Annotated in this window: 12 protein-coding genes; 3 read left to right on the top strand and 9 right to left on the bottom strand. The window is 34.0% G+C overall.

Annotated elements, in window-relative coordinates:
* Positions 1-17: 17 nt before the first annotated feature.
* The 9 genes from ASG22_RS11670 to ASG22_RS11630 all read right to left on the bottom strand — a co-directional run bounded on the left by ASG22_RS11670 (position 18) and on the right by ASG22_RS11630 (position 11106).
* Positions 18-827 carry an aminotransferase class IV gene (locus ASG22_RS11670; RefSeq protein ID WP_055984486.1) on the bottom strand — a complete coding sequence of 270 codons (810 nt, stop codon included), beginning with the start codon at positions 825-827 and terminating at the stop codon, positions 18-20.
* Between the two features lie 80 nt (positions 828-907).
* Positions 908-1294: an START-like domain-containing protein gene (locus ASG22_RS11665; protein ID WP_055984484.1), complete on the bottom strand. Its 387-nt coding sequence runs from the start codon at positions 1292-1294 to the stop codon at positions 908-910.
* Positions 1295-1489: 195 nt separating this feature from the next.
* A complete protein-coding gene (locus tag ASG22_RS11660) occupies positions 1490-2665 on the bottom strand; it encodes an aspartate aminotransferase family protein (protein WP_055986787.1) in 1176 nt (391 codons plus the stop codon).
* A 448-nt stretch (positions 2666-3113) separates the two neighbouring features.
* The gene (locus ASG22_RS11655) at positions 3114-4853 is read right to left on the bottom strand and encodes an OstA-like protein (protein ID WP_055984481.1); all 1740 of its coding nucleotides are present in this window, start codon (positions 4851-4853) and stop codon (positions 3114-3116) included.
* 3 nt (positions 4854-4856) lie between these two features.
* On the bottom strand, positions 4857-5330 hold the full coding sequence (locus ASG22_RS11650) for a Fur family transcriptional regulator (protein ID WP_055984478.1): 474 nt from the start codon (positions 5328-5330) through the stop codon (positions 4857-4859).
* Positions 5331-5397: 67 nt separating this feature from the next.
* Entirely contained in the window at positions 5398-7392 is a 1995-nt protein-coding gene (locus tag ASG22_RS11645) for a KUP/HAK/KT family potassium transporter (protein ID WP_055984474.1), read from the bottom strand.
* A 120-nt stretch (positions 7393-7512) separates the two neighbouring features.
* The gene (locus ASG22_RS11640) at positions 7513-8493 is read right to left on the bottom strand and encodes a pyruvate dehydrogenase complex E1 component subunit beta (RefSeq protein WP_055984472.1); all 981 of its coding nucleotides are present in this window, start codon (positions 8491-8493) and stop codon (positions 7513-7515) included.
* 112 nt (positions 8494-8605) lie between these two features.
* On the bottom strand, positions 8606-9022 hold the full coding sequence (locus ASG22_RS11635; protein ID WP_055984469.1) for a DUF2147 domain-containing protein: 417 nt from the start codon (positions 9020-9022) through the stop codon (positions 8606-8608).
* Positions 9023-9174: 152 nt separating this feature from the next.
* The gene (locus tag ASG22_RS11630; protein WP_055984466.1) at positions 9175-11106 is read right to left on the bottom strand and encodes an LTA synthase family protein; all 1932 of its coding nucleotides are present in this window, start codon (positions 11104-11106) and stop codon (positions 9175-9177) included.
* An 89-nt stretch (positions 11107-11195) separates the two neighbouring features.
* Here ASG22_RS11630 and ASG22_RS11625 point away from each other — a divergent pair, with 89 nt between their 5' ends.
* The 3 genes from ASG22_RS11625 (at position 11196) to ASG22_RS11615 (ending at position 13145) form a co-directional block, all read left to right on the top strand.
* On the top strand, positions 11196-11906 hold the full coding sequence (locus ASG22_RS11625) for a CDP-alcohol phosphatidyltransferase family protein (RefSeq protein ID WP_055984463.1): 711 nt from the start codon (positions 11196-11198) through the stop codon (positions 11904-11906).
* 72 nt (positions 11907-11978) lie between these two features.
* On the top strand, positions 11979-12743 hold the full coding sequence (locus ASG22_RS11620) for a 3'-5' exonuclease (RefSeq protein WP_055984460.1): 765 nt from the start codon (positions 11979-11981) through the stop codon (positions 12741-12743).
* 3 nt (positions 12744-12746) lie between these two features.
* On the top strand, positions 12747-13145 hold the full coding sequence (locus ASG22_RS11615) for a putative signal transducing protein (RefSeq protein WP_055984457.1): 399 nt from the start codon (positions 12747-12749) through the stop codon (positions 13143-13145).
* The last annotated feature ends 3 nt before the right edge of the window (positions 13146-13148 follow it).

Below are 13148 nucleotides of genomic sequence, written 5' to 3'. Positions count from 1 at the left end.
TTTACCGGGTTTGTCAATTAAAAACTTTCTTTCCATTTTTCCACGATTTCTAAAAATCGGGAATTTCCAAAAGTTTTATTTCTAATCTTTCCTACAGAAAATATGCCTTTCTCGTCTGAAATCAATAAAATCTCTTCTGATTTCTGAGACTCAAATGCAATAATTTCATGTTCCTGAATATCTGCAAGATTGTTTTTATGTAAAAAAGTGACAAAATTTTCCATTAAAGGCGAAATATAAGCCCCTTCTGTCTGTTTGGGCACTTTAATAATATCTCCTTCCAAAAATAAAAGATTACCGAAAGTCGTCCGCGCAATTCTCTTGTTAGGATTCAGCAAAATAACATCATCAAGATCGTTTTCCTGTGCGTAAATTCCACCGTAAATATTTTCCGGGCTATGAACTCTGATATTGCTTAAAAGATTGTTATTAACATTAATTTCCTTAATTAAATCCAATTCCAACGGTCGTTGATGTACTGCCAAAACATCATCCATTTCTGAAACTTCGTAGAAATACGAAACGGAAGATTTCGATAAAGTAATACCATCTGAATTTCTGAAAACAAGGAAATTAATAATTCCGTTGTTGGTTCCTTTTCCGTCAATAATATCTTTTTGGAAAAGCGACTGAAAGAATTCTAATGTGTAAGTAAGAGGGATATTCATCCTCATTTTTCTCATGGAAGCCATCAGGAAAAAATAGCATTCTTCGTCCATAATCAATTTTCCATCTCTCACAAAGAAAGATACTTTTACTGCGTCTCCGGAAAGAAACGCTCTGTTGTTTACACTTAATTCGCCTGATGTAAAGTATTGATTTTCCAATTTTGAATTGATTTTTAGATAAAAAAATAATGAACGATAAATCGTTCATCAGTTTTAGTATTTTTTCAGACCGGCATTACTTAAGCCGCTCCTAATTTTATTTTAAGATTTTCGATAAGATTTTCCCAATACATAGCGTTTTCATCTTCATCTCCTTCCTCACAGAAATCGGTGATATTCAAAGCTAAATCTTCAGTAATATCATCAACTGTGATTGTCATTTCAAAGAAATTTTTGGTTCCTTCATCTTCTTCCCATCTGAAACGTACGAAACCTTCAGGCTTATATCTAATTAAAGTCGCTCTCTCAGCAGGTCCTCCTCCCCAGCTAAAAAAGAAGTCATCACCTTTCTCTGTCACATCATCTGCAAACCATTCCGACAACCCCTCTGCAGTTGCCAGATATTCGTACAGAATCTCTGATAAACAGTGCATTGGAAATTCGTAATGGACTTTATGTTTCGCCATATAATCTTTGTTTTAATCGTCCCGCAATATATAAATTAATTTTTTTATTACACAAAAATGTGTTTACTTTTTTACACAATCTTCATGATATTTATCACAGACTTTCAAATAATTATTTACGTTTGATGTTAACAGAATAACTCCACTTTTTAGAGATAAAAAACTCTTCGACTGGAAGAGTTTATATTATAATTTTTAATCTTCATTTAAAACTTCAAGAATTATCTTACAGCCTTCTTTTATTTCTTCTAAAGACAATGTTAAAGGTGGAGAAATTCTCAGATATTCGTTTCTATATAACTGCCAAAATACCACAAGACCTTTCTCCATACATTTTTTAGCAACTTCTAAAGTATATTCGGGAGAACTTAAATTTACGGCAAGCATTAATCCTTTTCCATTTATATTTTTAATTTTCGGATGTACTAAAAGTTCTCTGAATAATTTTTCTTTTTCTTCAACTTCATTCATCAATCCGCTTTCCAGCACTTCTTTTAATGTTGCATAACTTGATGCTGCAATTAATGGATTTCCCCCGAAAGTCGTAATATGTCCTAATTTCGGTGAATGAGACAAACTCTCCATAATTTCTCTGGAACTCATGAATGCTCCCACAGGAACTCCGCCACCCATTCCTTTACCCATTACCAAAATATCCGGAACGATCCCAAAATGTTCAAAAGAAAACAGTTTTCCCGTTCTTCCGAATCCTGGCTGAATTTCATCAAGAATCAACAAAGCGCCTACTTCTTCGCATCTTCTTTTAAGCTTAATTAAATAATCGTCGTTCGGAACCAAGAATCCGGCTGCTCCCTGAATCGTTTCTAAAATAACACAAGCCGTTTTTTCTGTGATTTTATCGAAATCTTTCTCATTATTAAACTCAATAAAGGAAACCATCGGCAACAACGGACGAAATTCCCTTTTATGCGTTTCGTTTCCTGAAACACTTAATGCTCCGTGGGTATTTCCGTGGTAAGAATCTTTAAATGAAACAATTTCTTCTCTTCCAGTATATCTTTTTGCTAACTTCAAACTTCCGTCAATTGCTTCGGCACCACTGTTCACCAAATACGTAATTTCTAAAGGATCGGGAGTTGCTTCAGCTAATAATTTACATAAAGCAATAGGCTTTTCCTGAGCATATTCGCCATACACCATTACGTGAAGATACTTATCTGCCTGTTCTTTAATTGCATTAACGATTTTAGGATGAGAATGTCCCAATGTATTGGCAGAAACTCCCGCTACAAAATCCAGATATTTCTTTCCGTCTGTACCGTAAATGTAACTTCCTTCTGCTTTTTCAACTTCAAAACCTGCTGCAAATTTTGTAGTCTGTGCCTGATATGTAAAAAAATCTTTTTGCATTTCCATTTCATGAAATTTCAGCAAAACTAATAAACATTAGTCAAACTCCGAAATTATCCTGATAGAATAAAAAAATCGCTCTCCCAAAGGAGAGCGAACCACCAAATCACAAAATATTAATAAAAGATTAATTACTTTTTCTTGTATAAATATATATAAAATTTCAAATAAAAAATCTGTTTTTAATAAAATTTTAATGACTTATATGTAAATACTTTACCTTAAAATACAGACGAATAAAAACAACATATCAAAAACCCACATCTGGTAAGGATTCTGCGTTCACCAATTTTTGAAAAATTGAGGATAAAAATTATTGTAATAATTATGAAAAGTAATTAAAAAAAGCCCAATATCAGATGAGATAGGAAAAAAAACACCATTTTCAATAGTAGAAAATGGTGAATATTTGTCAAATTATTTTTTTAGATAAGAAAATTTTTGTGAATTATCTTCTCGTTCGTTTAGGTTTTTTGGCTTCTTCTTTTGCTTTTTCTTTTTCAACAGCTTCCTGAGCCTGATCATAAAGAGTACTTTCAGCTTCATATTTTATCTCTTCATAATTTGGTGTATCTACCAGAATATCCTGCCATTTAAGAATTCTGTCTTTTGTATTCCAGTTAAAATCCGGAAACTTCCGCCTCGAAGGTTCAATCATGCTCATGGGATAAGTATCGGAAGTTGCACCGATATTACAGGCAACAACATATAAGAGTTTTTCCTCGAAGATGGCATCAATAATTCCGCAGGCTGTAAGAGAAATCCCAATTCTTTCTTTCTCTTTTGTTTTTTCATTAACATCATCAGAATAGCTTATCGCCTGAGCATTTCCGATTACCTTTGCTTCTTTGATGTTATTTTGACCGTCATAATAAATCGTCATCAGTTTTCCTTTCACCTGATTGAATTCATCTTTCATATTTAATGAATCTACTTTACTGATGGCAAAGGAATTTCCGATCACTTTTAAAGAATCAATACTTTCACTCTGTGTATTAAAATAGGCTTCCACTTTATCACCAGTCACCTGTTTTCCGTTACTCCAAAGAATCGGTTTTGTAAACATGTGTAGAACACCGTCGGTTTCATTGAAAGCAATAGAATCTGCCCTTCCCTGCGCATTAGATTTATAAAATCGTCCTTTTCTGAAAGCACGAAGGAAACTTTTTTTAACTTTGATATCAACCGCATCCACTTTTTGAAAAGAAAGAATAGTATCTGCCGCAAAGTACATAGAATCTTTTTCCATTGCTTTTACAGCATACGGATGTTGGGTCATCATTGCAGAGTCTTTCTTCTCGTAAATTTCTCCGTATCCGCCTTTAATCCATCTTCTTTCTTTAGGATCATCCAACGTAACATTTCCGGTTGCTTTACCAAAACCACTTAGCTGATTGTAGTACATATCGTCACCGGTAAGAATTTTTTCATTATAAAAAATCTTAGAATTTTTAGTAAGAAAAGCCTCTTTGCTATTCATTCTATATGTTCCTCTTTCCGTGTAAATTCTGTTTCTTGGGTTTGCTCTGTTGGTAATCGTTGTAGGTCCGAAGAACTCAGCAACTTTGGTATTTTGATTTTGTTTGATATTATCACCTTCGATAATATAATCTTTGCTGTCGATTTTTACTTTGCCCACAAAATCCATCAGTTTTGTATCTAAATAATACGTGGCAACTTTCGTAAACATCGTACTTTGACCATCAGTAATCGTACCTCCTGTATTAAAATAAGCCTGATTTGAAAGCTTGTCATAATACATCGTTTCTGTTCGGATCGTTTGTTTAGGATCGGTAAGAACAACATTTTTTCTGGCGATACCTTTTTGAGTATTGCCATCATACTCCATTTCTTCCGCAGTGATTACGGAGCCGTCGGCATTTTGCAATTTTACATTTCCGATTGCTTTGATAAAGTTTTGTTCCTGATAAAATATAACCAAATCCGCAGTAAGCACAGAACCCTGATGCTGAAATTCAACATTTCCTACGAAATAATTATTCCCTTCATATTTATCATCCTTTCGCAATTCATCGGAATGTACGTGCTTCACCTTTTCAGCAGGCGGAGCGTTTTTCTTGGGAAGTGTAGTCGGTGTGAAATACGGATCCTTCTGCAAAGGCTTTTGAGTGTCCTGTGCAAAGGTAAACGTTGAAATAAAAACTAATAAAACAAAAATTAGTCTCATTGATCAGTCATTCTTAGTACCATAAAAATACAGCGAATGAGAATCAATTTTTACGCCAAAAGCGTCCTCAATGGCTTCCTTTATCCCTTGAATTCTTGGGTCGCAAAACTCAATGATTTCTTCGATTTCTTTATCAGAATCTTTCTTATAAATCACCAAATGGTCGTGCTGCTTATCAAAATACGATTTTTCGTAAGATGAAGATGTTAATGTTTTTTCCCCGAACTGATGTTTACGGATCAAGCCCGCATCAAGGAAAATCTCGATTGTATTATAAATTGTTGCTTTGGAAACATGATATTTCTTCTGCATCATCAATAAATACAGATCATCTACATTGAAGTGATGATCCATATTATAAATTTCTTCTAATATTGTATATCGTTCCGGTGTGTTTCTGAACCCTTTTTCAAGCAAATAGTTTCTTAAAACATCTTTAATTAATGCAATATTTTTTTCTTTTTGTACAGTATCCATCAAAAAAATTATCTACAAATTTACCGATTTTTATTTAAATAAATATTGTAACGATATGTTAAAGAATTTAACCATTATGACGAATAAATTCGCATTGCTCGATTCTTGAATTACCAACGCAGTCTTCAGTCATAGGCGCAGATTCCACGACTACGTTGTGTGAAGTTATACCCCAAGCTTTGAAATCATCACTCCCAATATATTTAACAAAATTATAGATATTCATGATAATTTTCTCTTTTACCGTAAGAAGAATATCATTGATATAGGTGTTATCTATAATTACATATTTCAGATCCGGAGAAATATTATGAGCTCGTAACGAAGGGTGGCTGCTTCTGGAAGGAATAGTACCGTCTGCCATTAAATCCCTTAGCACCATATCAAAATAATCATTAATTCTTCTGTCGATTTTAAAACCTAACATGAAATTAATCTTATAAATTGTGCCCGGAAGAACCTCATCCACAACGTATTTAAAAGTATACGGATCTTCCTGATTAACAATACTTAATATAAAATAATGATCTGCTCTTTTCGGTTGTTTTTTAATAATGGAATAAATAATTTTTGATTCTATCTCATCATTTCTTCTAGCTCTGCTTAAATAAGCCAAATTCGTTGCATACTTCGGAATCGTTTCATCCAATTTCATATCCTTAATAATAGGAATATATTTATCCAGCTTAATGAATTTGATAAATTTTGTCTTGATAGACCTTCCATTATACCATGCATACATACAAACTCCAATGAATCCTGCCAAAATAACTGTAATCCAACCTCCCTCGAAGAATTTAATGATGTTTGCACTAAAAAAGCCTAATTCTATAGACATATATACTAATCCAAAAACAAGAATAAAAACTTTATTTACTCTACGTTTCAGTAACCAGAACAGCAATAGAATTGTCGTCATCAACATCGTGACAGTAATTGAAAGCCCATACGCAGCTTCCATTTTACCCGATTCTCTAAAGTGCAGGACTACGATAACACATAAAATAAGCAATCCCCAATTAATTCTCGGAATATACATTTGCCCTTTTACCCCGGAAGGGTAATCGATTTTTTGATTCGGCCACAAATTCAATGACATTGCTTCGGAGAAAATGGTAAAAGAACCTGTAATCAAAGCCTGACTGGCAATAATTGCGGCCGCCGTTGCCATGATTACTCCGGGTACAATCATCCATTCTTCCATAATCCCAAAGAAAGGATTGATAGATGGAAACCCCGGTTTTCCATAATTGGATAAAAGCCAAGATCCCTGTCCTAAATAGTTTAAAATCAACATTATTTTAACAAATCCCCAACTTACTCTGATATTTTTTGCACCGCAATGTCCTAAATCTGAATAAAGCGCTTCAGCCCCAGTTGTACAAAGGAAAACAGCTCCTAAAATAACAATGGCACTTGGCGAATTTGCAATAAGCTTATAAGCGTAATAAGGATTAAATGATCTTAATATTTCTAAATTTTCGCTCAAATGAGATGCTCCCAATCCTCCTAAAACCAAAAACCAAACTACCATTACCGGTCCGAAAAACTTTCCGATAAAGCTTGTTCCGAATTGCTGGACTACGAAAATAATGATTAGAATACCAATAGTAATAGGAACTACAGGTGTATGCGGATTATAAATTTCAAGCCCCTCAATCGCTGACATTACCGTAAGCGAAGGTGTAATTACCCCGTCTGCAATAAGTGCCGCCGCTCCAACAATAGCAATGAGATACAGCCATCCTTTTTTTAGATTTTTCACTAAAGAAAACAAAGCTAAGATTCCCCCTTCTCCCTTGTTATCTGCCCGTAAGGCGATAATAACATATTTTATAGTCGTTTGAAGAGTAAGCGTCCAGATAATACAAGAAAGCGCACCTTCTATATATTCGTTGAAGGGCATACTGCTGCCTACTCCTCTGGCATTCACAATCGCTTTCATTACGTAAAGTGGAGAAGTACCGATGTCCCCAAAAACAATGCCTAAAGACACTAATACCCCAATGAAGGAAAGCTTTTTGATGTCAAAATGATCACCGCTTCCTGTAACTTCTGCCATATCAGCTAATTTATTTAAGTGCGCAAATTTAGATCAAATTTGCATACCCTTGACTTTTTATTGATGGATATAATAAATGAAAAAACTTCCTTTCGGAAGTTTTTTTCTATAATCATTAAATTATTTAACGTACATCGCTTTTTTGATTTCCTCTTTTACTTTTTCAAGTTTCGGGAACCATTCTGCAAATAATGCAGAGGAGTAAGGTGCAGGTGCATCAGGAGTTGTAATTCTCTTGATTGGCGCATCTAAATAATCAAATGCTTTTTGCTGTACCATATAAGTAATTTCTGAAGATACAGAACCAAATGGCCAGGCTTCTTCTAAAATAACCAATCTGTTTGTTTTCTTAACAGACGCTAATACAGTATCGAAATCTAAAGGACGAACTGTTCTAAGGTCGATAACCTCAACAGAAATACCCTCTTTCTCCATATCTTCAGCAGCCTGAATAGCCAATTTCATGATTTTTCCGAAAGAAACCAAAGTAACATCTGTTCCTTCTCTTTTGATATCTGCTTTTCCGATTGGTAAATAGTATTCTTCTTCAGGAATTTCCATTTTATCACCATACATCTGCTCAGATTCCATAAAGATTACAGGATCGTTATCCTGAATAGCAGTTTTTAATAACCCTTTCGCATCATAAGGATTCGAAGGAACGACCACTTTAAGACCCGGTACGTTTGCGAACCAGTTTTCGAAAGCCTGAGAGTGTGTTGCTCCCAACTGACCTGCAGAAGCCGTAGGACCACGGAAAACGATAGGACAATTCCACTGCCCACCACTCATCTGACGGATTTTTGCAGCATTATTAATAATCTGATCAATCCCCACCAAAGAGAAATTGAAAGTCATATATTCTACAATCGGTCTGTTACCATTCATTGCAGCTCCCACAGCAATCCCAGTAAAACCAAGCTCAGCAATTGGTGTATCGATTACACGTTTATCACCAAACTCATCCAACATTCCTTTTGAAGCTTTATATGCACCGTTGTATTCTGCAACTTCCTCCCCCATTAAAAAGATGGATTCGTCTTTACGCATTTCCTCGCTCATTGCCTGTGCAATTACCTCACGAAAAGTATATTCTGCCATATTTATTTGAAAAATTTAGAGTACAAAAATAGTGATTTTTTATTATACATATAACAAAAACGACATCTCATTTAAAATGAAATGCCGTTTATTAGCTTTATTTAAACTTTGCTTAATTTACTTTCTGCCAAGTTTGTGTTCTTCCCATTAAAGAAATTCCTATATATCCTCTTACATTAAGCAGGTCTCCTTTTCTTGTGATCGTACATTTGTAAGTTTTTCCTGTTTTAGGATCTGTGATAGTTCCACCTGTGAATTCATCGCCATCTTTTTCCAAACCCCTGATGATTTCCAAACCTAACAATGGCTTGTTTTTTCTGTCATCCTTACACTCTATACAGTTAGGATTAGCAGGTTTTGCCAATAATTGAGAAATTTTCCCATAATATTGATCTCCTTTTTTATAAATCTCTACAATAGATTTTGCCTGCTTCGTTTCATCATCAATGGTTTTCCATTTCCCTTCAATCTGGGCAAATGATAATACTCCAAAAAGAGAAAGCACGAATGTTAATAATAATTTTTTCATATTTCCTATAGTTTTAATTAAGATAAAATATTTTCGTTATCTATTTACTGCTAAAAGTATAAATTAATTTGAGATAAACAAAAAATATTATTATCCGACACATATATTACAAGAGATGTACCAAAAACTGATCAGCAAAAAATCCCTTTAACTTAATACATTTTTCTGTTAACTACTTTATTCATGTAATCCTGATACCAGGCTTTTGCAATCTGCTCGCCTTTTTCTGTTTCCGGATTATTTTTAAGATGATCCATCAGATTTTTTTCCAATCCCAGATCTGTTTTATCAAAAATTCCTACTACTTCTTTGCCATCAAAACGGTAGATATAGTTCCCTATAATAAACTGTTCAACTGTTCCATCTGAATTAGCGATAATTGGTGCATATTTTTTTTCGCTCACTAAACTTCTGCCCCAGCTTCTTATTTTCTTATTGTAACCAATTAAATCTGCCAGCGTCGGGTAAATATCAATCTGCTGGGCAAACTCTTCATTAACTCCTTTCAAATTGTATTCAGGATTGGGAGAATAAAAAATAAGCGGAACGGCAAAACGGTTCATTATTTTCTCATATTCCGGATAATAAACTTCATTGGTATGATCTCCGGTGAAAACAAAAATCGTATTGTTGTACCAAGGTTGTTTTTTCGCTGTTTCGAAATACTTTTTAATCGCATAATCTGTATACTGAATTGGCTCATGCATCGGATTTTTTCCTTTTTTGAATTTTCCGTTATATTTTTCAGGAATTTTAAACGGATGATGTGACGAAGCCGTAAAAACCGTTGTCATAAAAGGTTGTTTCTTCCCTACATTTTTAGCAAAATATTGTAAAAAAGGTTCATCCCAGATGGCCCACATTCCATCAAAATCATTATCATTATTATATTCTGTTTTACCAAAATAATGTTTGAAACCCAAAATATTTCCAAATCCTAAAAATCCCATCGAACCATTCGGAGCACCGTGATAGAAAGAGGTATCATATCCCATATCATTACAAACAGAAACAATGGACTGGATTTTCTGATTGGAATAAGGCGAACTTGTAAATGCATCCGTCAAACTCGGGATGCCTGCCAAAACAGAACTCATCCCATGGATAGACTGTCTTCCATTCGCAAAAGTATTAGGAAAAATTAAACTTTGCCCCGCCAGACTGTCAATAAATGGTGTGTAAGAAACATAATCCTTAATATTTTTGTCTTTGTTAAAAGCTCCCGAATATTCTCTTCCAAAAGATTCCACAATGAAAATAACAATATTAGGTTTGTTGGTAACTTTTCTATCGTAAATTTTATAAGGCTGAATATTTTCATCAATAAATTTTTCATCCACAAAATGAACTTCCTTAAAATTATTCGTATTTAATGTTCTGAAAAATGAAAACGTACTATTCAGCACAACATTTCCCTGGGGAGGAAGTTTCACAAAACGGTTGGCATCTACCAGATTGATTGGTCTTGTACTGTGTTTAAAATCTCCTCGAATGCCTCCAACTGCCAAAACTGCCGTTATGCAAAGCGTTACAATCGACCAAATAAAATATGGAACCAGTTTTTCAGGTTTTCGTTCGGTAACTTTTACTTTTTTATACAGAAAAATCCAAAGCCACATAAACGCTACAAATCCTATTAAAATAAAAGGATTCTGTATAATCGAAGCCGTAAAAACTTTAAAAATATTCGATTCGTGCTGTGCCACCTGAAATGCTGCCGAAGTCAGTCTTGTCTGGGAAAATTTAAAATAAACAAAATCGCCGAAATTCATGGCATACGCAATTCCGTTGGTAATAAAATAGATCCAGAAAAGAACTTTTTGATAGACTTTTTTCGTATTAATGATAATCGGAATAAGGCTTAAAAGAATAAAAAGCGCATTGACATACAAAATCGCAGTCGTATCAAAAGCAATTCCGTGGTAGGAAAGACTGAAATAATCTGATACAGAGTCTATTTTTATCAATCCTCTGTTGAAATACCAGAACAAAAATCTTGCAATCTGATAAAAAAAGTATGCTAAAAAAATTCTGTATAATAATACCAGAACTTCCTGTTTTCTAAATTCTTTAAAAAGTTTCATGACGCAAATTTACATCAAATTCATAGTAATGTATTTTTTAGTGCATAAAATTTTAAGTCATAATTTTTAAAAACAGTAATTTTGCCGTTATGAATTTTATTAAAAATAATCTCGCCAACTTACTCACGCTGGGAAACCTTTTTGCGGGCTGCGTTGGCGCTATTCATCTTATTTTAGGCGATTATCAGACAACGGCAATTTGCCTTATCCTTTGTTCGATTTTTGATTTTTTTGACGGATTTGTCGCCAGAGCAGTAAAATCAAACTCTAATTTAGGGCTTCAGTTAGATTCTCTGGCAGATATGGTAAGTTTTGGAGTCATTCCGGGACTAACAATGTTTAAAGCTCTTGAACCTTTCGGAAGTGAAATTTTAGGATTCAATTTATTCTTTGATATTAAATATATTGGACTTTTAGTTACTGTTTTTTCATGCCTAAGATTGGCTATTTTTAACCTTGACGAAGAACAGCGGTATTATTTTAAAGGGTTAAATACACCCACAAATACGGTTTTATTATTTGGTTTATATTATGCGTTTAAAGAAACCAACGCTTTCAGCTTTCTATTTGAGAATGCTTCATTATTAGTTTTATTAACCATTCTCACTTCATGGCTTTTAATCAGCCCTATTAAAATGATGGCAATGAAATTTAAATCGAAAAAAATTCAGGATAATTATTCCAAAATTGTACTGTTAGGAGGAGGAATTGCTATTTTAGCGATATTTCAGATCGTGGGAATTCCGATGCTGGTTATTTATTATATATTAGTCTCCGTTATTTTTCAAAAACAACTTTAAATATAAAAATTAGATGTCAGAAGCTAAATTAGGAATCTGCACTATTAAATTCATATACTTCAAATTAAAAAAATGAACTTAAAATTATATAAACCGCTTTGTATCTTTGATTTAGAAACGACAGGAACCAATATTGGAAAAGACAGAATTGTTGAAATCTGTATTTTAAAAGTAAATCCTGACGCTTCAAGAGAAAGCAAAACGTGGAAAGTAAATCCTGAAATGCCAATTCCGTTAGAATCGAGTCAAATTCATGGAATTTATGATGAAGATGTAAAAGATGCCCCGACTTTTAAAGAAATCGCTCCAAAAGTAATGGAAATGATTAGTGGTACAGATTTAGGAGGTTTTAATTCTAACCGATTTGATGTTCCTTTATTGGCTGAAGAATTGCTTCGTGCTGATTTTGATTTTGATCTGAGTAAATTCAAGTTAGTGGATGCACAGACGATTTTCTTTAAAAAAGAGCCGAGGAATTTAGGGGCTGCTTATCAATTCTACTGTGAGAAAACGTTGGAAAATGCGCACTCTGCAGAAGCTGATGTGATGGCAACTTTTGAAGTTTTGGATGCACAGGTGGGACGATATGATGATGTTCCGAATGAAATTGCAGAACTGAGTACTTTTTCTACTCAAAACAAATTTGCAGATCTTGCAGGGATGATTCATTTTGATGAAAGCGGACAGGAAATATTTGCTTTCGGGAAATATAAAGGTCAGAAAGTAAAAGCTGTTTTCCAGAAAGATCTTGGATATTACGGATGGCTTCAAAGTGCTGATTTCCCTTTATACACAAAGAAAGTTTTTACAAAAATACAATTATCAAGCAAATTTTAAACGATGAGTGAGCTGGTTAAATTTAAATTTTACGAAACGGCTCTTCAAGCCAATCGGGACAAACAAATATTGGCTGAAAACGGCATCAACAGCTTTATAGCAAACGAACAGCTAATCCAGTCGGATTGGTTGCTTTCTCAGGCTGTTGGCGGAATTCAGCTGCAGGTTTTCGACGAAGATCTGGAAAAAGCAAATCAGGTTTTGCAGGATTACAAAGAAAATGAAGAATTTTCATTAGAAGTAGAACATACGATTGAAAATCCACCGTTTGATTTTGTCTGCCCAAAATGCGGATCAAATCATATTTACAGAGACGATAGTGCAACGAGCTTTTTTGGCGTTTCAATTTTATCTAGCCATAAGTTTGTTTGTTATTATTGTGGTAACGAGTTTGTGCATTAAATA

The sequence above is a fragment of the Chryseobacterium sp. Leaf405 genome (assembly GCF_001425355.1).
GTDB lineage: Bacteria > Bacteroidota > Bacteroidia > Flavobacteriales > Weeksellaceae > Chryseobacterium.
This window is presented reverse-complemented; position numbering and strand designations above follow the sequence as displayed.

Coding starts and splice junctions, on each gene's coding strand:
- ASG22_RS11665 (WP_055984484.1), bottom strand. CDS start 1,294: ATGGCGAAACATAAAGTCCATTACGAATTTCCAATGCACTGTTTATCA.
- ASG22_RS11660 (WP_055986787.1), bottom strand. CDS start 2,665: ATGCAAAAAGATTTTTTTACATATCAGGCACAGACTACAAAATTTGCA.
- ASG22_RS11655 (WP_055984481.1), bottom strand. CDS start 4,853: ATGAGACTAATTTTTGTTTTATTAGTTTTTATTTCAACGTTTACCTTT.
- ASG22_RS11650 (WP_055984478.1), bottom strand. CDS start 5,330: ATGGATACTGTACAAAAAGAAAAAAATATTGCATTAATTAAAGATGTT.
- ASG22_RS11645 (WP_055984474.1), bottom strand. CDS start 7,392: ATGGCAGAAGTTACAGGAAGCGGTGATCATTTTGACATCAAAAAGCTT.
- ASG22_RS11640 (WP_055984472.1), bottom strand. CDS start 8,493: ATGGCAGAATATACTTTTCGTGAGGTAATTGCACAGGCAATGAGCGAG.
- ASG22_RS11635 (WP_055984469.1), bottom strand. CDS start 9,022: ATGAAAAAATTATTATTAACATTCGTGCTTTCTCTTTTTGGAGTATTA.
- ASG22_RS11630 (WP_055984466.1), bottom strand. CDS start 11,106: ATGAAACTTTTTAAAGAATTTAGAAAACAGGAAGTTCTGGTATTATTA.
- ASG22_RS11625 (WP_055984463.1), top strand. CDS start 11,196: ATGAATTTTATTAAAAATAATCTCGCCAACTTACTCACGCTGGGAAAC.
- ASG22_RS11620 (WP_055984460.1), top strand. CDS start 11,979: ATGAACTTAAAATTATATAAACCGCTTTGTATCTTTGATTTAGAAACG.
- ASG22_RS11615 (WP_055984457.1), top strand. CDS start 12,747: ATGAGTGAGCTGGTTAAATTTAAATTTTACGAAACGGCTCTTCAAGCC.